Genomic DNA, 23,504 nt, shown 5'->3' with positions numbered 1-23,504 from the left:
TAATATGGAATTATTTGAATTAGTAAACATTGTTGATGCGTCAGCAACGTCATTGAAAGCGCTCGGTGATTCACTTTGACTTGGCTTCAAAACTTGAACGCGTTCACGCGCTAGAAGCCGAAATGGTAGAAGAGGGATTTTGGGATGATCACCGCAGCTCTGCAGCGCACATTCAAAAACTCAATTCGCTAAAAAAAGTAGTCGACAAGCACCAGGAACTCACAGACAAACTTGTTTCTTGCAAGGAAAGCATTGCTTTTCTGAAGGAAGAGTATGACGAAGAGTTCAAGCAAATGCTCGAAGCTGAAGTACTTGAAATTGAGAAAGAACTCGACGCCTTCTCAATCATGGTATTGTTAAGCCATGATTATGATCAAAAAAATGCAATCGTTGAAATTCACCCTGGAGCGGGGGGAACGGAAAGTCAAGACTTTGCGGAAATGCTTTACCGTATGTACACACGCTGGGCCGCTGATAAAGGCTTTAAAGTGAGTGTCCTCAACTATCTGGATGGTGATGAAGCTGGCTTGAAGTCAGTAACATTTTCCGTAACTGGAACACTCGCCTATGGTTATCTTAAAGCTGAAAAAGGTGTGCATCGACTCGTGCGTATCAGTCCGTTTGATTCTTCAGGACGCCGTCATACCTCATTTGCATCGGTTGATGTTGCACCGGAGTTTGATAACAGTATTGAAATTACAATTAATCCTGAAGATATTGATGTAGACACCATGCGCGCAACTGGGGCTGGAGGTCAACACGTTAACAAAACTGACTCTGCAGTTCGAATTACACATAAGAAAACGGGAATTGTCGTTACATGCCAAAGTGGTCGCAGCCAGTTGCAAAACCGTGAAGAAGCGTTGAACATGCTGAAGAGCAAACTTTATCAACGTGAAATTGAGGAACAACAAGCAAAAATGGCAACCATTAAGGGTGAGCAAAAAGCAATCGAATGGGGATCGCAAATTCGTTCCTACGTCGTTCATCCTTATACGATGGTGAAAGACCATCGTACGAAACATGAAACCAGCCAATTGGATGATGTGCTTGACGGTGAATTGGATCCGTTTATTGAAGCATATCTAAAGATGAATGTGGGTTCGTAGAGGGATGAATATGAAAACAACACTTAAGAATGTTGTCATGTTAGTTTTGGGAAATCTCATATTAGCATTTGGCGTTACATTTTTTATCTTACCAAATAATATACTATCGGGCGGTGTAGCAGGTGTTGCTATCGCCCTTTACCCTATTTTTCACATTGAAGTAGAAGTTATGATTAACATCATTATCGTTATTTCTTTTTTATTGGGATTTGTGTTCCTTGGGAAACGCTTTGCACTCAAAACAATCGGTAGCAGTATTTTGTATCCTGTCTTTATTAACCTTTTTGGACGTTTTGAATTCAGTGTGAATGTCGATCCTATTCTAGCAGCTATTTATGGGGGAATTCTCATCGGTGTGGGGCTGGGATTAACATTTAAAACGGGCGCAAGTACGGGCGGAATGGATATTCCACCACTTATTCTCGAAAAATACACGAATATTCGTGTTGCAGTTTGGATTCTTGTTGTAGATGCACTTACAGTTCTTTTAGGTCTGAAGAGTTACTCATTAAATGATGTACTTATTGGATTTATATCAATCTATGCTGCAAGTCTTGCTATTGATAAAATCGCAGTACTTGGTGGTGAACAAGCACGCCAAGTAACGGTTATATCTGAAAAGAATGAAGAAATACTGGAGCACCTCCATTCCGCTATGGAACGTGGTTCAACACTATTGCGTGCACGGGGTGGTTATACACGTCTTGAAAAAGAAATCGTCATGACCGTTGTAACAAAGAAGCAATACTATGAGTTGGAACAGATTGTGCTTGAGGTTGATCCTGATGCATTTATGATTGTTTCCAATGTTACTGAGGTCCACGGCTTGGGCTTTAAAAAAGCGTAGTTTCACGCAATGTTCAAGCGTGCTATGCTATAATTTATTTTGTTTAAAGGAGTGAATATATCGAATGCTACTACTTAAAGGCGTTTCAAAACAATATAAAAATGGCGTCAATGCACTTTACGATGTCAACCTTGCTGTAGAACAGGGGGAATTCGTATATATCATCGGTCCTACAGGGTCGGGGAAATCAACATTAATTAAGCTCTTGGATGGTGAAGAAATACCATCGACAGGAAGTGTTAATGTTGGAGATTTTAACGTTGGAAAATTGCGTCACTCCAAGGTTCCGATTTACCGTCGTAACATCGGAGTTGTTTTTCAAGATTTCAAACTTTTGGAGCGAAAGACAGTCTTCGAAAATATCGCGTTTGCATTAGAAGTTGTTAACACGCCGACCGTAAAATTGCGTTCTCGTGTTCGCGAAGTGTTGCGTCTTGTTGATTTGAGTGAGAAAGCAAATGCTTACCCACAAGAATTGAGTGGCGGACAGCAACAACGTGTGGCCATCGCTCGAGCAATTGCGAACAAGCCACAGGTGCTCATTGCTGATGAGCCAACCGGAAACTTAGATCCTGAAAAATCAAATGAAATTATTAAATTATTAGAACGTATTAATAAAGAAGAAGATACAACAGTGTTGATGGTTACACATGATGTCGATATTGTAAATAACAATAAGAAGCGGACAATTGCATTGGATGCTGGTCATATTGTTGCCGATCTCGCTTCGGGAGGGTATATCAATCATGAGTAGAGTTTTACGACATTTTAAAGAAGGTTTCCTCGGTGTTGTGCGTCATTTTGCGCTCTCACTTTCGAGTATTTCTTCTGTTACTGTAACATTACTAATTATGGCGTTGTTCCTATTATTAAGTGCTAACATAATGCAGATTACAGAACAAATGGAATCAAATGTTCAAATTCACGTTCAAGTTAAAAAAGAATTTGAAGGACAAGAAAAGACAGATAAAATAGAGGCGGCAATCCGTGCTTTACCCCATGTCACTTCGGTAACATTTTCATCAAAAGCTGATGAATTAGAAGCTTACATTGCATTGAATGATGCGGATGATGCTGAACAAATGTTTGGATCATTCCGTGGAGAAAACAATCCAATGTTGGATGCCTTCTTAGTTTCTGCTGATACAGGTGAGAATCTAAAAACGGTCTCCGCAGCCATTGCTACTATTGAAGGCGTTGAGAAATCAACCTATGGTGGTGATGCAACATCACAATTCGTAAGTGGATTGGAACAAATCAGAAATGTTGGGTTCTTTATCGTCGCTGCATTGGGTGTCATTGCTGTGTTCTTGATTTCGAATACAATTCGAGTATCAATTCACTCGCGTCGCCGTGAAATTAGCATTATGAGAACAGTAGGAGCTACCAACTGGTATATTCGTTGGCCGTTCATTATTGAAGGTATGATTATCGGTTTGCTTGGAGCATTAATTCCAATTTTAGTTACAATCTTTGGCTATAAGTATCTCTTTGATTCAACAGGGGGTTACTTATACTCTAAAATGTTTTCACTCGTTGCGGTTACACCGCTTGTATACCAAATATCAGGCGTGCTCGCGCTGATTGGTGCAGTCGTCGGATCAATTGGGAGTCTTCTATCAGTTGGGAAATTCTTGAGGTGGACACGATGAGACATCGCTTTCAAAGTACATTTAAACTTTTACTCGTCACAGTGCTTTTTTTGGCTGTGACTTCTCCAATTGGAGCAATCAGCGATGCTGAGTTTGCAAGTAATGAAGCGTATTACAATGAGTTGTGCCGTGGTGTCAGTACTGCCGATACCGTGGAAACATGCAAGGCATATCGTGAGTATCTTAATCGGAAAATTGCCGATCAAAGTGCTGAGAAAGAAGATCTTGCTGCGCAACGTAAATCCATTGAAAGCGATCTAGCGAACAATTTAAACCTGATTGATGAGTATGTAGCAAAGATTAAATCCTTTGAAGACGAGGCTGCAAATTTGCAAGCACAAATTGATGCAAAGGAAATAGAAATTGAACGTCTCGAAGGTCTTGTTGCAGAACGTATGGAAAGCATCAAAGTCCTTGAAGAAGATGTTAAAACGTATATGGTTAATTCACAATCAACAATGCGTGTTAACGGATATATTGAGTTTATCATGGGTGCCCGTGATTTTGCGGATATTATCCGTCGTATTGATGGGATGAATGCTATTAAACGCTATAACGAAACAGTCATTTCAGATTTACGGACTGAGCGTGAAAAACTAGTTGAAGATCAAAATCTTGTAGCTGCTGAAAAATTTGACATTGAAAATGCTAAAGTTGAAATTGAAGCGCAAGGTGAAAAAGCAAAGCTGTATGAAGCGGGATTGCAAACAATCTATAGTGAACTGAAAGAACAACAAGGACTCCTTGATGTAGCGGATGCTAAAATTGAAGCAGAAATTAGCGCCAATGTTTTGTCACCGCAAGACATTGTTGACTTTACACCACCGCCAGACCCAGAACCCGAACCGGGTGAAGAAGGTGGCGAAACACCTACGAATCCTGGAAATGGCGTGACTTCTATTCCAGTCTTCGGTGCAAGACTTACTGAAACAGTTTGGGATTACACGTGGGGCGGAACCCATCTCGGCAGTGATATGGCTACAGGAATTGGTACTCCAATTCATGCGATGGGGGATGGTATCGTTGTGGTTGCGACCGGTGGTTGTTCAACCAATGGAAGTTTCAACTGTAATGGTGGCTTGGGAAATCATATGGCTACAATCTATGTAGGTGGTGATGGGAATATCTACGGATCGCTCATCATGCATATGGCTCAAGATAGCTTTACAGTCGGTGCGGGTTCACGAATTCGACCAGGACAACAGGTCGGTCAAGTCGGAAACTCAGGCGCTTCGTATGGTGCGCATGCTCATGTTGAAGTATTCTACTTAGGTAAAAATAATACTACTGATGGTGGACTCCCAGGTGCCTTGGAGCGATGGAATAGCAGTCAAAGAACAGCTCAGTTCGGATTGGGTGGATCGTCAGGTGGCAAGAGTTCCCTCTGTTCAAACAAGGGTGATGCAATTCCGTGTCGGGTTAATCCAGAAAGCCATGTACACTAGATTTTGAGAGGTCATTCTATGAAGAAAACATTTAAAAGTGCTATTATAATATCGGTGATTTTGTTCATGTTACTAGGGATTCTTGCGCCAATCTTTGCAGACACTGCAGCAGATTTTGAGGCGAATCCTGCCAAATATGAAACAATGTGTCGTGGAAGAATTGATGAAGAGAACAAACAAATATGTGCTGATTATCGTCAATTTTTGATTGATCGTGCAAGCAACAATAAGGATCTTGCCAATGAACTTGCTGGGGACTTGGAGAAGATAAAAAGTGATATTGTTTCCAACTTGGGTCGTATTCAAGACTATACCAATATGATTGCTGAGTTTGAGGCAAATATTGCGCAATTTGAACTCGATATTGCCAACAAAGAAACTGCAATTGCTGAACTTGAAGTACAAATCAAGGAACGCGAAGGTACGATTAAGGGCATTGAAGATCAAGTCAAGGCGTTTATGGTCAATTCTCAATCGACGATGCGCGTCAATGGCTATATTGAATTTGTCATGGGTGCTACAGATTTTGCCGACATTGTGCGTCGTATCGAAGGTATGAATAACATTAAACGCTATAATGAAGGTCTCATTGAAGATTTACGTGTAGAACGTGAAAAGTTACAAACAGATCAAGATTTAGTCGTTGCTGAAAAAGATGCTATTGAAGATAATAAGATTCTTATTGAAGCAGAGAAAGCAAATACTGAACTTGTAAAAGTTGCCGCACAGCAATTGCAAGAACAGCTTGTGATTCAAAAAGTTAATTTAGAAACACAAGATGCAGCAATCAAAGAACAGATTGCTGTTGATGAAGCAGCTGCGAGCGCAATTGTAGCATCAGGTTCATTTATGAATCCAGTTCCTGGTTCACAAATTGGTGAGTCAGTATGGCATTACTCAGGATCATATGGTGGCGGTGTTCACCTTGGTGCTGACCTTCCAGCTGGCGTAGGAACACCAATCTATGCAATGGGTAACGGAATCGTGGTCGTTGCTGATGGTGGGTGTTCAACCAATGGCAGTTGGGGATGTAATGGTGGATTGGGGAATCATATGGCGATGATTTTTGAAGTTGGTGGAACCATTTATGGAACACTGATTGGCCATATGGCTCAAGGTTCATTCTTAGCAGGTCCTGGATCAATTGTGGATCAAGGTGCACAAATTGGCTCAGTCGGAAACTCAGGAAATTCATATGGTGCCCATGCCCATGTTGAAATATTTTACTTGGGTGATGACTCGGTATCAGCAGCTCTTGAACGATGGAATAGCAGTCAGCGAACGGCCCAATTTGGATTGGGTGGATCGTCTGGTGGTACATCATCAACATGCGATGCTCGCGGTGGTGCAATTCCTTGTCGTCTGAATCCAAACGATTATCTACAATAATACGAAAGCCTCATTTCATTTGAAATGAGGCTTTATGTTATTTAATAAGAGAGTCGATGAGTTCGATTGAATTCTTTTTGAATGTGATTGCAGTGCCGTGTTCAGGACTTGTAAATCCTACAGCAACAGCGCGATTGATATAAGTCTCAATACCATCGTAATAACCATCAACATTCACGAATCCACACGGTTTACTGAAGTGACCGATTTGGTTGAGTGTGATGACCTCGAATATCTCATCCATCGTACCACATCCTCCAGGGAAGGCAATGAATGCATCTGCCATTTCATTCATGATATTTTTTCTTTCCGACATATCATCGACAAGGATTGCTTCAGTAAGTCCTGTATGCATAATCTCTTTGTCACTTAAGATGTGTGGCATAACGCCAATAACGGTACCACCTTGATTCAACATAGTATCAGCAATGAGTCCCATGATACCAATTTTTGCTCCCCCATAAACAAGCTCGATATTTTGTGCGACTAAAGCGTTGGCAAGGGCGATTGCTTCGTCACGGTAAATCGATTCTTCGGGCATTTTTGAGCCGCAGAATACAGCAATTTTCATTCGAAAACCTCCTCATGTGTTTCGTAAATTATACCATGGTTCTGCGCAAGGGTGGTGTGCATGTGATAAAACGTTGAATAGTCATACAAATGAAACAAATTATGGGATTTTTGTCACGTGCTATGGTAAACTTAAGTGAATGAGGTGGTTTAGGTGGATAAAGAAAATGGAAAAGTACAAGTCAAACTTGAGCGACATGTTTGGCCTGATGAAATAGCATCACGTAAGAAAAAGAACAAACTTGCAGCTGCAATTGTCGTCGCAGTTGTTATCTCGTTTTTAGGTGGTATTGGAGTCTCATCACTATTTAAAGACAACAGTATCGTAGGCAATGGTTCAAAGAATCAAGGCATTTTTGAACGCGTATTTAATGATATTCGTAACAAATGGTATTTCACAAATGAAATGGAAGATCCAGATACCGAGCTTACCAACAATGCAATAAAAGGTATGTTGGAAGCAAATGGTGATCGTCATACATCGTTTATGACACCCGAAGAAATGTTGGGACTTGAAGAGTCCATCAATATGTCATTTGTTGGGATTGGTGTTCAGTTCTATGAAGGTGAAAACGTAAATATTATAACGGATGTGTTCAAGAATTCACCCGCTGAAAAAGCAGGAGTACAAGCAGGCGATATTATAAATAAAGTCGACGGTGTATTGTTGAGTGAAGGGGATACACCGGTAAAAGATCGTATCATTGGCGAAGAAGGAACTGAAGTGACGATTGAAGTTTTAAGAGATCAAAAACCAATCAGTATTACGATGGTTCGTGGCACTGTAAATGCGCTTGCATCAGGCCACATGCTTGATGATGGTGTCGCATACTTAGAAATTAAATCTTTTGGCCGCCAATTAGGCGAAGTTACAGAATCTTACTTCAAAGATTTCAAGGCACAAAATGCAGATAAGTTGATCATTGATTTACGAAATAATGGTGGTGGTTATTTGGATGCCATTCAAAGCATCGCCCGCCTTTTCTTACAAAATGGTGATGTCGTCTATCAAGAGAAATTTACCGATGGAACGATTGAAGTTTATACGGTAAGTAAATCCGTTGCAGATGAGTATAAATTTGATAAGATTGTTATTTTGGTAAATGAAAACTCAGCGAGTGCATCGGAGGTTCTAACGTTGGCACTTCGAGATAATTTGGGTGCTGAAACTGTCGGAGTGAAATCCTATGGTAAAGGAACTGTGCAAACACAAATTACTTACGGTGATAAAGGTGCGCTAAAAATTACGATTGCAGAATGGCTCGGGCCAACCGGTGAAAGTATCAATGGCACCGGAATTGTTCCAATGACTGAGAGTAAACTTCCAGCTATTTTCTATCAAACCTATGTGAAACTTGAAGAAGGTGAATCAATTGGACCGGATAGTGTGCACGCAAGTGTTGCTTATGTACAAGATGGATTGACTTATCTAGGGTTCCACAGTGGCCGTACTGATGGCTATTATGATCAAGCAACGTTGAATGCGTTCAATCAATATGCTGCAATCGTAGGATTGCCAGGTGATGGACAAATAACTGAGACAGTCATGAAACAAATCTACAGTTCTGTTTATGCTGATTGGGCATTGAATCGTGATGCACGCGATGTTCAATTACACAAAGCAATAGAGGTGATTAAAAAATGACCGATAAATTTGAGTTGGTTTCAAAGTTTGAACCAAAAGGGGATCAAATACGTGCCATCAAGGAATTGATGGAAGGGATTGAGTCAGGAAAGAAGGAACAAGTTTTACTGGGAGCCACAGGTACCGGTAAAACTTTTACCGTTTCGCAGGTCATTGCAAAACTCAACCGACCAACCCTTGTATTTGTTCACAACAAAACACTTGCAGGGCAGCTTTATTCGGAGTTCAAAGAGTTCTTTCCAAATAATCGGGTAGAGTACTTTGTATCGAACTTTGATTACTATCAACCCGAGGCGTACTTACCGGGAAGTGACACATATATCGAAAAAAGCTCGATGATCAATCAGGAACTGGATATGTTGCGTCATGCAGCACAAAACTCAGTCTTGCAACGTCGTGACACCATTATTGTCGCATCTGTAGCGAGTATTTATGCTACAGCGGATCCTGAATACTATAAAGCGATGCTTTATGTCATGCGCGTGGGTCAGGAAATCAGCCGAGAAGAACTCATGATGGATCTTGTAAAACGACAATATGTTCGTAATGACTACGAGCAGATGCGCGGAACGTTTCGAGTTCGAGGCGATGTGATTGAAATTGTCCCTGGGGATACGGATGACTTTGTTGTTCGTATTGAGTTCTTTGGTGATGAAATTGATCGTATTGTTGAGGTGGATCGTATTACCGGAACCATCAAACAAGGGTATCGCGTCTATGATATCTTCCCTGCAAATTCATATGCACGGGATATGGTCCAGATCCGCAAAGCGGCAGATAGTATTGAAGAAGAACTGAAAGAACGTTTGGAATACTTTAAAAAAGAGGATAAACTCGTTGAGTATCAACGTCTGAAGGCGCGTACGGAGTATGATCTTGAAGCCCTTCGTGAATTTGGAATGTGTTCGGGTGTTGAAAACTACTCAATGCATATTGATGGTCGTCCCCCAGAACAAAGACCATTTACACTCTTTGACTACTTCCCTGACGATTACTTGTTTATTGTTGATGAGTCCCATGTATCCTTGCCGCAAATTCGCGGTATGTACAACGGTGATCAATCACGGAAAAGAACACTCGTTGAGTTTGGATTCCGACTTCCAAGTGCAATGAACAACCGCCCAATGACGTTTGACGAGTTTACAACCGTTCAGAATCAGACCATCTATGTTTCGGCGACACCGGGTGATTATGAGCTTGAACGTGTTGATAATAAAATTGTTGAGCAAATTATCCGTCCAACAGGTCTTTTAGATCCAACAATAGAAGTGAAGCCAAGTCGCGGACAGGTGGATGATATCGTGGATCAAATTCTCGAGCGTCGTGAGCGAGATGAGCGTGTGTTAATTACGACACTGACCGTTAAAATGGCGGAAGACCTCACCAGTTACCTGCTGGAAACAGGAATCAAAGTCGCTTACTTACACCATGAAACAAAGACACTTGAACGTATCGAAATATTGCGTGATCTTCGTTTGGGTAAATACGACGTTGTTGTAGGAATTAACTTGTTACGGGAGGGGTTGGACTTACCGGAAGTAAGTTTGATCACTATTCTTGATGCCGACAAAGAAGGTTTCTTGCGTTCATACCGCTCGCTCGTACAAATTGTTGGGCGTGCTGCGCGTAACTCGAATGGCCATGTCATCATGTACGCGGATCGGATGACAGATTCTATGAAGCGTACATTGGAAGAAACCAAGCGCCGTCGTGATCTGCAAATTGCCTACAATATCGAACATGGCGTCACACCAACAACAATTCGCAAAGAAATTCGCGATGTGATTGCTGGAAAAGAAACTGCTGAACTCACAAAGAAAGTTCGTGGTGGAAAACGAGACAAGAAATCAATCCAAGAATTGGTGGAACGTCTTGAAAAAGAAATGCGTGAAGCAGCAGCGATTCTTGATTTTGAAAGAGCTGCACAACTTCGTGATGTGATTTTAGAAATGAAAGCTGAACTTTAGCACGGACCCGTCCGTGCTTTTCTTTATGAAAATCTTGCGAAGTTGCGTGAAAAGAAGTAACGATTTTGAAGTTTGCGCAAAATCCAAGTATAATTTGCATAGTTACATCAGTGAATACGTTTCAAAGGAGCCGATATATGAGAACCGAAACTGAGATGCTTGAATTGATTTTAGGGGTTGCCGCCCATGATCCCAATATCAGAATTGTTGCAATGAATGGATCGCGAACCAATGCCCTTGTCCCAAAGGATCGCTGGCAGGATTTTGATATTGTCTTTGTTGTCGATGAAATCAAACCGCTTCTTGAGTCGCGCTCGTGGATTGATCAATTTGGGGAACGCTTAATCATGCAAACACCGGGTGATATGGAACCACAACGTTGGTTCACATTCTTGATGCAGTTTGTAGATGGAAATCGTATTGATTTGATGATTGTTCCATTGGATGATTTGGAAATGTATTTACGCAGTGATAAGCTTTTAAAAATCTTGCTGGATAAAGACAGCCTTATCAGCGGAACCTTACCTGCTACGGATGAGGATTATTGGATAAAACGCCCCAGTGCTAAAGAGTTCAATGCATGCATTAATGAGTTTCTGTGGGTATCCATGTATGTCGTTAAAGGACTGAAACGCGGCGAGCTGATTTATGCAATGGACCACATCTCGATCATGCGTGACATGCTCTTGCAAATGATGGCTTGGCGCGTGGGTTACAAAACAGAATATAAAATTAGTATTGGTAAGAATTATAAATTATTGAAACTCTTTGTAGAAGAGGACTTATGGAACCGTTTAATGCAAACCTACAATTTAGGTGCCCAAGAACTCGTGTGGGATGCTTTGGATACCTTAATTACAACCTTTGAAATTGTCTGTGATCGCGTCGCCGATACACTGAATTTTGCTTACAACCGCCAAGAATTCCATAATGTTACAAAGGTAATTTATCGTATGCGTGAAGGTAATGAAAACGACGCATTCGTGTTATAATAGAAGGTAGAAATCTGGAGGCTTTATGGATAACGATAAGATAATAATTAAAGGCGCTAAAGAAAATAATCTGAAAAATATCAGCTTGGAGATACCGCGGAATAAACTGGTCATAATGACAGGTTTATCCGGGTCTGGAAAAACATCATTGGCTTTTGATACAATTTATGCTGAAGGGCAACGACGCTATGTTGAATCGTTGAGTTCGTATGCACGTCAGTTTTTAGGGAATATGGAAAAACCGGATGTTGAACTCATCGAGGGACTTTCACCCTCAATTGCAATTGATCAGAAAACAACCAGTAACAACCCGCGTTCTACGGTAGGGACCGTTACTGAAATTTATGATTACTTGCGTTTATTGTATGCTCGCGTGGGAACACCATATTGTCCACATCATGGCTTGGAAATTACATCCCAGACTGTAAAACAAATGGTCGACCGTATTATGGAGTTTGAAGATAAGACCCGCTTGGAAATCCTTTCACCGATCGTGAAGGATCAAAAGGGTGAACATCGTGACATCATTGACAACCTTCGTAAAGAAGGTTTTGTGCGTGTTTACATCGATGATCAGTTAATGCAGTTAGATGAAGAAATTAATCTTGAAAAAAATAAGAAGCACAACATATCCGTAGTTGTCGACCGTATTGTGAAAAAAGAAGACAGTCGCTTCCGTTTGAGTGACTCATTGGAAACGGCACTTAAACTAAGTGATGGCGTCGTTAATGTGAAAAAGGATGATGAAATCATTGTTTTCTCAAGCAATTTTGCATGCCCAATCTGTGGTTTTAGTGTTGCCTCGGTTGAGCCGCGTTTGTTCTCGTTCAACTCGCCAATGGGAGCTTGTGCTTCCTGTAATGGCTTGGGTGTCACTCAGTCGGTAGATATTGATTACCTCATTCCTGATGATAGTTTATCAATCATGGAAGGTGGTATTCGTTATTACAAGAACATTGTTGGAACACAAAACATTGAGTGGCAAACATTTTCGAAATTAATCGAGTTTGCAAAAGCAGATGTCAACATGCCGCTGCATAAAATGCCGAAGAAGGTGCTCGACATTTTACTTTATGGTTCAAAGGTTCCTGTTAAATATATTATTGAATCGCGATCGGGAAATAGCTTCCATCGTAATGAACCGATTGAAGGGGTTGTCAATTTAATTGAGCGACGCTTCCGTGAAACGACATCATCCTCATCTCGTGAATGGTATGGTTCATTCTTAAGTGAAGCGACATGTACGGAATGCCATGGTGCACGTTTAAATGAACAAGCACTGAGCGTACAAGTAAATCATACAAATATTAGTGATTACACACATCAATCAATTAGTGAAGCCTTGAACTTTATGGCTCACCTTGAATTGGATGCAATGAAAGCTGAAATTGCCGAACTTGTCATCAAGGAAGTTGTCGGACGATTAACCTTCTTAAAAGATGTTGGTTTGGAGTATCTAACACTTGATCGTATTGCTGGAAGTCTGTCTGGTGGGGAATCACAACGGATTCGTCTCGCTACGCAGATTGGATCCCGTCTAACGGGTGTGCTTTACGTTTTGGATGAGCCATCAATTGGGTTACATCAACGCGATAATGCCCGCTTAATCGAGACACTTAAGAACATGCGTGATTTGGGAAATACTTTGATTGTTGTTGAACATGATGAAGAAACTATGGAAGCGAGCGATTGGTTGGTTGATATTGGACCTGGTGCTGGTGCATTGGGTGGTGAAGTCATTGCTAATGGCCCATTGGATGAAGTCATGAAAAATGAAGAGTCCATTACCGCACAATACTTAAGCGGTCGTCGTAAGATTCCAACACCGACAACACGCCGTAAAGGAAACAAACTGGCTGTTGATGTTGTGGGTGCTACAGAAAATAACCTTAAAAATATTAATGTGAAATTCCCGTTGGGAACATTTATCAGTGTTACCGGAGTCAGTGGTAGTGGTAAATCATCGCTTGTAAATGAAGTCTTGAGTAAAGCTGTTTACCACTCATTGGGTCGTCCGCGTATCAAACCTGGAAAACATAAAAAGATCAAAGGCTTGGAGAACATAGACAAGCTTATTACAATTGATCAAAATCCAATTGGTCGAACACCGCGATCAAACCCTGCTACCTACACCGGAGTCTTTGATGATATTCGTGATTTGTTTGCGAAAACACAAGAAGCGAAAATGCGCGGTTACGACAAAGGTCGATTCTCCTTTAACGTTGCTGGAGGTCGCTGTGAAGTGTGTAAGGGAGACGGTGTGAAACGTATTTCGATGCACTTCTTACCAGATGTCTATGTAAAATGTACAGAATGTGATGGAAAACGCTACAATCAAGAAACATTGCAAGTTCATTATAAAGACAAGACTATCTTTGATGTCTTGGATATGAGTATTGACCAAGGTGTTGAATTCTTTAGTGCCATTACGAAAATTCGTAATGGTCTCCAAACGCTAAGTGATGTTGGTTTGGGCTACATTAAGTTGGGACAATCAGCCACGACCTTGTCGGGTGGTGAGGCACAACGTGTCAAACTTGCCAGCGAATTACAACGTCCTTCAACTGGAAAGACAATGTTTGTTCTCGATGAACCAACAACCGGTCTTCACAGTTATGATGTCGAGAAACTTATTGGTGTCTTGCAACGCATTGTCGACAATGGTGATACCGTTGTCGTCATTGAGCATAATCTGGATGTCATTAAGAATGCTGACTATGTCATTGACTTGGGTCCAGAGGGTGGCGACGGTGGTGGTACACTTGTTGCAAAAGGAACACCTGAACAGATTATTAAAGTTGCCGAAAGTTACACAGGACAGTATTTAAAAAAAGTACTAGATAAGGGGTAATGCATGGAAGAGAGAAAAACAACGACAGTAAAGGTGCTTAAAGATCATTTGAATTTGCGCCAATTAACCGGTGATAAGGCGTCACTACGACGTCAAATAACACTCCCGAACACAAACCGACCGGGTTTGGAGTTAACGGGCTTCTTTGCTCATGCGGAGAAAAAAAGAATTGTTATTATTGGTAATAAGGAGACTGCATTCCTGCGCCAATTGCCGGAAATTGAACAAGATGATCGCTGGGATTTTCTAACCAATGAAGAAACACCGCTTATTCTGATTACTGGCGATAACCCATTACCGCCAACACTTGAGAAGATTGCCAAGGAAAAGAATTTCCCAGTATTCTCTACAGATCGCGCCAGCTCAGAGGTCATGGTTGAGTTGGTAACATTCTTGGATGAGGAATTGGCCCCAACGACCAATGTTCATGGTGTATTGATGAATGTATACGGCCGTGGTGTGCTTATTATCGGTGGAAGTGGTATGGGTAAATCAGAACTTGCCCTTGAATTGATTAACCGTGGCCACTCATTGGTTGCGGACGATCGTGTGGATATTTCCAGAGTCAAGGATATGATTATTGGTACAGCACCGGTTCTCTTAAAGGGGATGCTTGAGATTCGTGGTATTGGGATTATTGATATCATGAAGATGTTTGGTACGCATGCTTACCTTGAGGCAAAAGAAGTTGATTTTGTTGTTGAATTGGAAAAGTGGGATGATACTAAAGAGTATCGTCGTGTGGGTATTGAAGAAGATGCTCATTATGAAGTATTTGGATTGCAAATTCCACACTTGATTTTCCCAGTTCGTGAAGGGCGTAATATGTCGGTGCTGGTTGAATCGGCTGTTCGTGACTTTATCTTAAAGCAGCGTGGTGTTAATACTGCGGCTGAGTTTGATGAGCGGGTCATGAATTTTATTCAAAAACAAAATGAGGAGCAATTAGATGATTAAATTTTTTCCAGATATGAAAACATTTATACAAATCGGATCACTTTCAATCGCATGGTATGCGGTGTTGATTATGACCGGAGCCTTGTTGGCATTTTATGTCAGTAAGAAGAACCTACTTAAAGTAGGGTACAAAGCAGATAATATAGATGATATCTTCATGGGTGCCCTGCTCTTTGGTTTTCTCGGTGCACGTATTTGGTATGTACTGTTCTTTGATCTTGCTGTGTACTTAAAAGAACCTTCCCGTATTTTTGCAATTTGGGAAGGCGGATTGGCAATTCAAGGAGGACTTCTTGCCGGAGCCTTGTTCTGCTACTTCTACATGAAGAAAAGACGCATTAATTTCATTCAAGCAGCGGACTTGATTGTTCCTAACATCCTTATTGCACAAGCCATTGGCCGTTGGGGTAACTTTATGAATCAAGAAGCCTATGGTGGAATTGTGAGTGAGTCATTCTTCAACGCATTCCCAACGTGGTTCAAAGAGATGATGTTTATCGGTGGTAACTACCACCACCCAACATTCTTTTATGAGAGTGTTGCCAATATTCTTGGTTGGGTGTTGATTGTGCTTGTTCTCAAGCGCTTTAGCCGTGTAAAACGTGGCGACCTTACCTTTGCTTATCTGATGTGGTATGGGGCAACACGCTTCTTTATTGAAGGGCTGAGAACCGATAGCTTGTACTTCTTCAACATTCGCATTGCACAATTAATGTCAGTGGTATTCATTGTCATTGGTATGATTGGATACTTTGGCGGATTCAAGAAATGGATTGGCAGTCCAAAACCAATTATTCTTTGGGACTTCGATGGTACCATCGCAAATACACAAACCGTGATTGTTGAATCATTCAAACAAATCTTTGCTAAACACAAACCAGATTACAAACTTGAAAACGTAGAATTATTATCGTTCCTAGGACCTCCTATTGAAGAAACCTTTGCAAATCACTTCGGAGAAGCGAATGCGGATGCAATGGTTAAGGAATATCGAGAAATCAATAAGGCGTTGCATGTTGAGCATGTCTCACCAATGGATGGGGCTATGGATGTTCTTAATACACTTAAGGATGAAGGATACCGTATGGGTATCGTATCCAACAAGCATACTGAGACAGTAATGCTGGGTGTTGATTTACTAAAAATGAACGATTATTTTGAAGTCATTTTAGGTGTTGACCAATTCTCTCCAGCGAAACCAGATCCTGCAGGCATTGATGTTGCACTGGAGCGCATGGATGCAGATAAAGGACAAGTAATTTATGTTGGTGATACTGCCAGTGATGTTGTCGCAGGACAGCGGGCAGGTTCATTTACAATCGGGTACATTTTTGATAAAATGCGTGAGAATGAACTCCGTGAAAGCAATCCAAATCGGATCACCGATGATTTACGTGAGATTCTAGAAATATTGAAGGAGGATCATGAATGGACAATAACTATGATGTAATCATTATTGGCGCCGGTCCTGCTGGGTTAACGGCTGGTGTATACGCGGGGCGTGCAGGTTTAAAAACTGCAATCCTTGAATACGAAGCACCTGGCGGAAAAATGATTAAAACAGACGAAATATGCAACTACCCTGGTGTTGATAATGTTGGGGGCGTTGATTTATCAATGAAAATGTTTGAACATGCTACAGCGTATGGAGCAACTTATCTTTATGGAGAAGTAACTGCAATCGCTGATGAAGGTGAATACAAACGTATTACTGCAAGTGGTCAAGAGTATTTTGCCCACGTTGTGATTGTAGCAACGGGTACAAACGAGCGAACACTTGGATTCTCAAAAGATGATGAGTTACTTGGGAAAGGCCTCTCATACTGTGCTGTATGTGATGGTGCATTCTTCCGAGACAAAGATGTTGTTGTAATTGGTGGTGGAAACTCGGCACTTGAGGAATCTGTCTACCTTACACAATTTGCGAATAAAGTTGATTTGGTAATCCGTCGTGATGTGTTTAGAGGTGACGAATCCAATCAACGTCAAGTACTAAACAATCCAAAGATTAATGTCATTCGCAAACACATCCCAACAGATTATGTTGTTAAGGATGGGAAAATCGGGGGAATGCAATTTGAAAACCTCGAAACAGGTGAAAAGACAGTAATTGAAGCACAAGGTGTATTCCCTTATATTGGCGCGATTCCTGCGACAAGTTTCTTACAAGGTCACGAAGGTGTTCTTGATGAAGAGGGTTATATGATTGTTGATGCTCACTTACAAACAAATATTCCCGGTGTCTTTGGTGCAGGTGATGTTATTCAAAAGAATTTACGTCAGATTGTAACAGCGACAAGCGATGGCGCCATTACGGCACAAAATGCGTTTCACTTTATACAAGATCTTAAATCTAAGGCATAGCCTTAGATTTTTGTTATAATAAGGATAGAGGTGTACTTATGAAAAAACGTAAAATTGTACTCGTAACCGGAATGTCAGGTGCAGGAAAGACAAGTGCCATGGCAGTTCTTGAAGATATGGGCTATCACTGTATTGATCGTTTTCCCTCATTCTTAATTGACAACTTAGTCAATGAAATTCATTCTGGAAAAACTGTAGGTTTTGATAACGTCGCGTTATCTGTAACCGCCAAGGATTTTGACATTTTTTATCAAACTTTTAAAAACATGGATGCTGAAGTAATTGTGCTCTTTCTTGATGCATCCAAAGAACAATTATTATTGCGTTACAAATACAATCGTCGCAATCACCCACTCGTTGTTGCAGGGCTTGCGAATGGTCTGGAAGAAGCAATTGATGCAGAAATTAAAGAGTTTTCGGCGATCAAATCGTCTGCAACAATTATCATCGATACCACGTTCTTAACAGCGCAGAATCTGACGTCACGCATACAAAGATTTTTCAGCATCGAAGGTAAAAGAACATTGACCTTGAGTTTTATATCCTTTGGCTATCGCAAAGGGCTTCCACGCGATGCTGATTTAGTTTTTGATGTTCGTTTTCTTAATAACCCGTATTGGGAAGAAAGTCTGCGTGCGCAAACCGGGAATGATCCTGCTGTTTACAGTTATGTCATTAACGATGAGAAGACACAAGAGTTTCTCAAACACATCGAGTCCTTTCTCGATTATGCCTTTGAGAAATATGTGGAGGAATCAAAGCACCTTCTTACGATTGCCATTGGATGCACAGGCGGTCAACACCGCTCAGTATCTGTAGTGAATTGGTTGTATGATCACTACCGCAAGGACTATACCGCATTCAAAGATCATCGTGATGTGGTAGAGGTGAAACATGATTAACGTGGTTGTTGTCGGTGGTGGAAAAGGCCAATCTGCTTTATTGCGAGGCTTAAAGAACATTGATACAATCCATTTAACAGCAATCGTTACAGTGGCTGATGATGGTGGAAGCACAGGGCGCCTTCGCGAGGAATTTAACATGCCTGCGATGGGTGATATCCGTAACGTGATGCTGTCATTGGCTGAATCTGAATCGTTGTTATCTGCAATTATGAACTATCGCTTCGATGAAAATTCCCGCTCAACATTGGCGGGTCATAACTTGGGTAATTTAATATTTACCGCACTTGCAGATACAAGTGGAAATTTCATGGATGCAATTTCACAGTTGTCGCAAGTCTTGAATGTGATGGGAGAAGTAACTCCAGCATCGACAGATTTGATTACACTTTGTGCGGAGATGGAAGATGGTACCATTGTTCGTGGTGAATCCAATATACCCATGTATCGCAATTCGATATCGCGTGTATATTATGATGTTGATGTTAAAGCAACGCAAAGCGCATTACAGGCAATAAAAAATGCCGATGTTATTGTAATGGGGGTTGGATCTATTTATACATCAATTCTCCCCAATGTTATAATTCCTGAAATTAAAGAAGCACTGAAACAATCAAATGCAAAGAAAATTTATTACTGTAATGCCATGAGTCAACCGGGCGAGACGGACGGATATACGGGTGAAGACCATGTAAACGCAATTTTGAAACACACCGAAGATCGCATAGATGTGGTGATACGTGCAAGTGATACAATTGCGGACTCTGTCCTTGAAATTTATGCGCAAGAAGAAAGTCATCCTGTAAATTTCATCAGCGATGAGCACACATATCGGGTACTATCCAAGAGCTATTAACAATTGAAAACAATCAAATTAGACATGATCATGAAAAAGTAAAAAAAGGATTCTATGAAGTTTTGGAGGCGATAGGATGTCCTTCAGCAGTGAAGTAAAACATGAAATAACAACAGTTGAAAACAAACCGTGCTGTCAGCGAGCCATGCTCTCAGCCTTTTTGCACATCAACTCAAATCTCTTAATTGTGAATAAACAAATGCAACTTCAAATCGAAATTGAAAATGCAGCGATAGCGAAACGCATGTACTCAATTATCAAAGATCGTTATGCGGTAGAAATTGAGTTAACGATGGTACGAAAACAGCGTCTGAATAAAAGCAATGTCTATGTACTGCGTGTCTTGGAAAAAGGAATTGAGATTTTAGAGGATGTTGGTATTTACTCTTCCAAAGGGATGCGCCAAACGCCATCACGGATTATTACACTCAAAGATTGTTGTGCAAAAAGTTATCTTGCGGGTGCCTTTTTGGCGAGCGGTAGCATCAATGCACCGACAACCGCAAATTATCATTTAGAAATCTCCACAACCGAAGATGATTTGGCAGTGTACATTCAAAAATTAATGCAACAGTTTGATATTGAAGCGCGGATTACGAAGCGTCGTTCGAAACAGGTGGTCTATGTAAAAGCAGCGGATCAAATTGCAGATTTCCTGAAAATCACGGGAGCACATGCCAAGACGCTGGAATTTGAAGACGTTCGTATCCAACGTGATTTTAAGAACTCACTGACACGATTGGATAATTGTGAGGTAGCGAATGAGATGAAAACGATAAAAGCAGGCAATCAACAGATTGATGCGATTCAAAAACTCATTGCTCATAACCGTTATAACTATCTTGAAGAGCGCCTCGTAAGAATTGGTGATTTGCGAATGTCATATCCTGAATCAAGCCTCAATGAGCTGATTGAACTCTACCAAGAGGCACATAATGAGCCCATCAGCAAATCAGGACTGCAACATCGACTCAAAAAGATAATAGAACTTGCAAACAAGATTGAGGAGAAGTAGGGATGATTGCTATAGGTGAACACTGCATGCTTCGTGAAGTCCGTTTAAGTGATGCTGAGGCTCTTTTTAAACTTGGCCAAGACGCCGAGGTTATGCAGTACTATGGAATGGAACCATACACCCATATTGAAGAGGCCTTGGATGAAATTGCTTGGTTTGAAAGCCTCGAACGTGAGAACAAAGGATTTCGTTGGGTTATCGTTGACAAAGCCGATGTTTATATTGGGAATATTGGCGTATTCAACTTTGATGCGCGTCACAACCGAGTTGAACTGGGTTACAAACTTGCGCGTTCCTACTGGGGAAAAGGAATTATGAGCCAGTGCATTCAAACTGTTCTAAAGCAATGTTTTGAAGTGAAATATTACAATCGAGTCGAAGCAATTGTGGATCCACGCAATGAAGGCTCTCGTCAAGTTTTACTAAAGAATGGCTTTACATACGAAGGACGTCTTCGTGAGTACGAGTTTGAGAAGGGTCAATACATTGATGTTGACATGTTTTCAGTGCTTCAAAGCGACTATTATGTGATGAATAAGTGAAGCATCATCAAAATCGTATTTTGACAATATTTTCGTGATATAATGACGGAAAGGTGGTAATCGTATGGGTTATTTAATTTTATTCTTTGTGGCTATGATGCTAATCACATTTATACCGCAAATCATGTGGTTGGTCCTTATTGTGTGGTTAATCTTAAATGTCGTTAGTGCATTTTCAGCGAATGCTCGCCGCAACCAGCGCCAATCCTACAATCAACAACGTCACTATACAAATCAAGACAATTCACAAAATAGTAATACACAATCCCGTCCCAATAGTAGCGACATCATTGATGTTGAATACACTGAACACGAGGTTAAGGACGACTAATTCAAAGGGGTGTTTCGATGCGAAAAGGCAATGATAACGATAGAGATGCAATAAAAAAACTAATGATGACTCAAGAAGAGGAGTCATTGGAACAGCGCGTCTTTCTCAATCACATACTCAATGTTGACCGAATTCATGTAGCAGATACAAAAGAAGATATTCAGGGCTTCTCACAGATTAACCCTAAAATCTTGTCACTTCATGGCAAAAATATTAAGGCTTCCTATATTGTGAAGTCTTTTAATCATGGTGCAGCGATTGAAGAACTCTTGGATCGTGCCAGTACACAGGAATTTATAACCTTAGTTCGTACCGACACACCCGAACAATTTGAACCGCATGGTTTTGAAACGGTGATTGAGAACTTTGAATACAACATCAACGCCACATCCTTACCAGAGTTCAGTGTCGAGGGGATTGTTCTTGATCCCAGTGACGAGGATTTGGTTCGTGTTTACAATCAGTTTACACAGCACTTCACTGGTTTCTTTCAAAGAGACAGTGCATATTTCGCTTCATTAAAAAAAGAAATGCACCTTCGCAATGGAGGCATTGTAGGCTTATCACAAGAAGGTGAATTGGTGGCGTACGCATTGTATGAAGCCCAAGGAACATCAATTGCCGTTCGTGAATGTTGTTATTCAAAGAGTGGGCAAATGGTGCGCCTGTTATCGTTTGTATCACGCGGAAAATCACGCGTCCTGTTAACCGCATCAATCTACGAACATATGGATCGTGTCCTTCCAGATATTAAACGCATAAAGCGTCAATTTATCTTGGCGCGCATTAATGACAAAGACCTTTTTGAGCGGCTCTTTCACATAAAAATCATCAGTGCATATTCAGGCTTCAATGCGTTCGGAAAGCCCTTGTGGAATAGGGATTTTTACTAATACGGGTGATTGTGAGACAATTGACAATTAGTTCATATGGTATATAATATAATGGTAAAATCATAAGGAGGATTTTTATACTATGGCAGTTAAAGTAGCAATTAACGGTTTTGGACGTATTGGACGTCTCGCAGCACGTTTGATTCTTGAATCAGATAACATGGAAATTGTAGCAATCAACGACTTAACAGATGCAGCAATGTTAGCTCATTTATTCAAGTATGATTCAGCACAAGGACGTTTAGGTAAAGAAGTTGAAGTTAAAGACGGAGCATTCGTTGTTGACGGAAAAGAAATCAAAGTTCTTGCAGAACGTGATCCTAAAAACTTACCTTGGAAAGAATTAGGAATTGACGTTGTTATCGAAAGTACAGGAATCTTCACATCAGAAGAAAAAGCTGGACTTCACTTGGAAGCAGGAGCACGTAAAGTTATTATCTCAGCTCCAGCAACAGGAAACATCAAAACAGTTGTTTACAACACAAACCACGAAATCTTAGATGGTTCAGAAACAATCATCTCAGGTGCTTCATGTACAACAAACTGCTTAGCTCCAATGGCTAAAGTATTAAATGATGAGTACGGAATTGTTCAAGGAACTATGACAACAATCCATGCTTACACAAATGATCAAAACACATTAGACGGACCTCACCCTAAAGGTGACATGCGTCGTGCACGTGCTGCAGCAGCAAACATTATCCCTAACTCAACAGGTGCAGCTAAAGCAATCGGTCTTGTAATTCCTGAATTACAAGGTAAATTAGATGGTGGAGCACACCGTGTTCCAGTTATCACAGGATCAATCACAGAATTAGTTGCTGTTGTTGATAAAGAAACTACTGTAGAAGCAGTTAACGCAGCTATGAAGGCAGCAGTTAACGAATCATACGGTTATACTGAAGAACCACTTGTATCTTCAGATATCATTGGTATGACATACGGTTCATTATTTGACGCAACACAAACTAAAGTAACAACAGTTAATGGAATTACATTAGTTAAAGTCGCTTCATGGTATGACAACGAAATGTCATATACAAACCAATTAGTACGTACAGCACACTATGTTGCTGACAAATTCTAATTAAAGTTTAAATCATGACAGAAAGGGTACACTTCGGTGTATCCTTTTTTTGCGCTTCATTTTGCAATTAATGATATGATATACTTATGA

Annotated in this window: 20 protein-coding genes and 1 pseudogene; 20 read left to right on the top strand and 1 reads right to left on the bottom strand. The window is 40.8% G+C overall.

Annotated elements, in window-relative coordinates; translation table 11 throughout:
• Positions 1-4 precede the first annotated feature (4 nt).
• From prfB to G7062_RS00645, 6 genes are all read left to right on the top strand, one after another.
• Positions 5-1,109 (top strand): peptide chain release factor 2 gene (prfB, locus tag G7062_RS00670; RefSeq protein ID WP_205700139.1). Its coding sequence is split into 2 segments (ribosomal slippage): positions 5-76 and positions 78-1,109, totalling 1,104 coding nucleotides; the frame shifts between segments, so codons are not numbered across the junction.
• A 10-nt stretch (positions 1,110-1,119) separates the two neighbouring features.
• Entirely contained in the window at positions 1,120-1,956 is an 837-nt protein-coding gene (locus G7062_RS00665; protein ID WP_240915963.1) for a YitT family protein, read from the top strand.
• Between the two features lie 64 nt (positions 1,957-2,020).
• The gene (gene ftsE / locus G7062_RS00660; RefSeq protein ID WP_166063998.1) at positions 2,021-2,710 is read left to right on the top strand and encodes a cell division ATP-binding protein FtsE; all 690 of its coding nucleotides are present in this window, start codon (positions 2,021-2,023) and stop codon (positions 2,708-2,710) included.
• On the top strand, positions 2,703-3,608 hold the full coding sequence (gene ftsX / locus G7062_RS00655; protein ID WP_166063997.1) for a permease-like cell division protein FtsX: 906 nt from the start codon (positions 2,703-2,705) through the stop codon (positions 3,606-3,608). Before ftsE ends, ftsX begins: the two co-directional genes overlap by 8 nt.
• Positions 3,605-5,053 carry a murein hydrolase activator EnvC gene (locus G7062_RS00650; RefSeq protein WP_166063996.1) on the top strand — a complete coding sequence of 483 codons (1,449 nt, stop codon included), beginning with the start codon at positions 3,605-3,607 and terminating at the stop codon, positions 5,051-5,053. Before ftsX ends, G7062_RS00650 begins: the two co-directional genes overlap by 4 nt.
• An 18-nt stretch (positions 5,054-5,071) precedes the next feature.
• Positions 5,072-6,442: a murein hydrolase activator EnvC gene (locus tag G7062_RS00645; RefSeq protein ID WP_166063995.1), complete on the top strand. Its 1,371-nt coding sequence runs from the start codon at positions 5,072-5,074 to the stop codon at positions 6,440-6,442.
• Positions 6,443-6,479: 37 nt separating this feature from the next.
• Here G7062_RS00645 and G7062_RS00640 read toward each other — a convergent pair whose 3' ends face one another.
• Positions 6,480-7,013, bottom strand: a complete 534-nt coding sequence (locus G7062_RS00640) for a TIGR00730 family Rossman fold protein (protein WP_166063994.1) — start codon at positions 7,011-7,013, stop codon at positions 6,480-6,482.
• Between the two features lie 153 nt (positions 7,014-7,166).
• Here G7062_RS00640 and G7062_RS00635 point away from each other — a divergent pair, with 153 nt between their 5' ends.
• From G7062_RS00635 to gap, 14 genes and pseudogenes are all read left to right on the top strand, one after another.
• Entirely contained in the window at positions 7,167-8,657 is a 1,491-nt protein-coding gene (locus G7062_RS00635) for a S41 family peptidase (protein ID WP_166063993.1), read from the top strand.
• Entirely contained in the window at positions 8,654-10,624 is a 1,971-nt protein-coding gene (gene uvrB, locus G7062_RS00630) for an excinuclease ABC subunit UvrB (protein ID WP_166063992.1), read from the top strand. The genes G7062_RS00635 and uvrB overlap by 4 nt, the downstream gene beginning before the upstream one ends.
• Before the next feature lie 137 nt (positions 10,625-10,761).
• Positions 10,762-11,616 (top strand): aminoglycoside 6-adenylyltransferase, encoded by an 855-nt coding sequence (locus G7062_RS00625; RefSeq protein WP_166063991.1) that lies wholly within the window; start codon positions 10,762-10,764, stop codon positions 11,614-11,616.
• A 25-nt stretch (positions 11,617-11,641) separates the two neighbouring features.
• Positions 11,642-14,467, top strand: a complete 2,826-nt coding sequence (gene uvrA / locus G7062_RS00620) for an excinuclease ABC subunit UvrA (RefSeq protein ID WP_166063990.1) — start codon at positions 11,642-11,644, stop codon at positions 14,465-14,467.
• Positions 14,468-14,470: 3 nt separating this feature from the next.
• Positions 14,471-15,424, top strand: a complete 954-nt coding sequence (hprK, locus tag G7062_RS00615) for an HPr(Ser) kinase/phosphatase (RefSeq protein WP_166063989.1) — start codon at positions 14,471-14,473, stop codon at positions 15,422-15,424.
• Positions 15,417-16,874 (top strand): prolipoprotein diacylglyceryl transferase, encoded by a 1,458-nt coding sequence (lgt, locus tag G7062_RS00610; protein ID WP_166063988.1) that lies wholly within the window; start codon positions 15,417-15,419, stop codon positions 16,872-16,874. Before hprK ends, lgt begins: the two co-directional genes overlap by 8 nt.
• Positions 16,853-17,788, top strand: coding sequence for an NAD(P)/FAD-dependent oxidoreductase (locus G7062_RS00605; RefSeq protein ID WP_166063987.1), 936 nt, complete (start codon positions 16,853-16,855; stop codon positions 17,786-17,788). The genes lgt and G7062_RS00605 overlap by 22 nt, the downstream gene beginning before the upstream one ends.
• 38 nt (positions 17,789-17,826) lie before the next feature.
• Positions 17,827-18,690 carry an RNase adapter RapZ gene (gene rapZ / locus G7062_RS00600; RefSeq protein ID WP_166063986.1) on the top strand — a complete coding sequence of 288 codons (864 nt, stop codon included), beginning with the start codon at positions 17,827-17,829 and terminating at the stop codon, positions 18,688-18,690.
• A pseudogene (gene yvcK / locus G7062_RS00595) lies at positions 18,683-19,644 on the top strand (uridine diphosphate-N-acetylglucosamine-binding protein YvcK). Before rapZ ends, yvcK begins: the two are co-directional and overlap by 8 nt.
• Positions 19,623-20,561, top strand: coding sequence for a DNA-binding protein WhiA (gene whiA / locus G7062_RS00590; RefSeq protein WP_166063985.1), 939 nt, complete (start codon positions 19,623-19,625; stop codon positions 20,559-20,561). The pseudogene yvcK and the gene whiA overlap by 22 nt, the downstream one beginning before the upstream one ends.
• A gap of 2 nt (positions 20,562-20,563) precedes the next feature.
• The gene (locus G7062_RS00585) at positions 20,564-21,103 is read left to right on the top strand and encodes a GNAT family N-acetyltransferase (protein WP_166063984.1); all 540 of its coding nucleotides are present in this window, start codon (positions 20,564-20,566) and stop codon (positions 21,101-21,103) included.
• Positions 21,104-21,167: 64 nt separating this feature from the next.
• Complete coding sequence (locus G7062_RS00580; protein WP_166063983.1) at positions 21,168-21,434, top strand: DUF4834 family protein; 267 nt, start codon at positions 21,168-21,170, stop codon at positions 21,432-21,434.
• Between the two features lie 17 nt (positions 21,435-21,451).
• The gene (locus tag G7062_RS00575) at positions 21,452-22,327 is read left to right on the top strand and encodes a hypothetical protein (protein ID WP_166063982.1); all 876 of its coding nucleotides are present in this window, start codon (positions 21,452-21,454) and stop codon (positions 22,325-22,327) included.
• Between the two features lie 82 nt (positions 22,328-22,409).
• Complete coding sequence (gap, locus tag G7062_RS00570; protein ID WP_166063981.1) at positions 22,410-23,414, top strand: type I glyceraldehyde-3-phosphate dehydrogenase; 1,005 nt, start codon at positions 22,410-22,412, stop codon at positions 23,412-23,414.
• Positions 23,415-23,504: the final 90 nt, after the last annotated feature.

The sequence above is a fragment of the Erysipelothrix sp. HDW6C genome, assembly GCF_011299615.1.
Classification (GTDB): domain Bacteria; phylum Bacillota_I; class Bacilli_A; order Erysipelotrichales; family Erysipelotrichaceae; genus Erysipelothrix.
The sequence above is the reverse complement of the archived record's forward strand: the minus strand, read 5'-3'. Positions and strand labels throughout refer to the sequence as shown.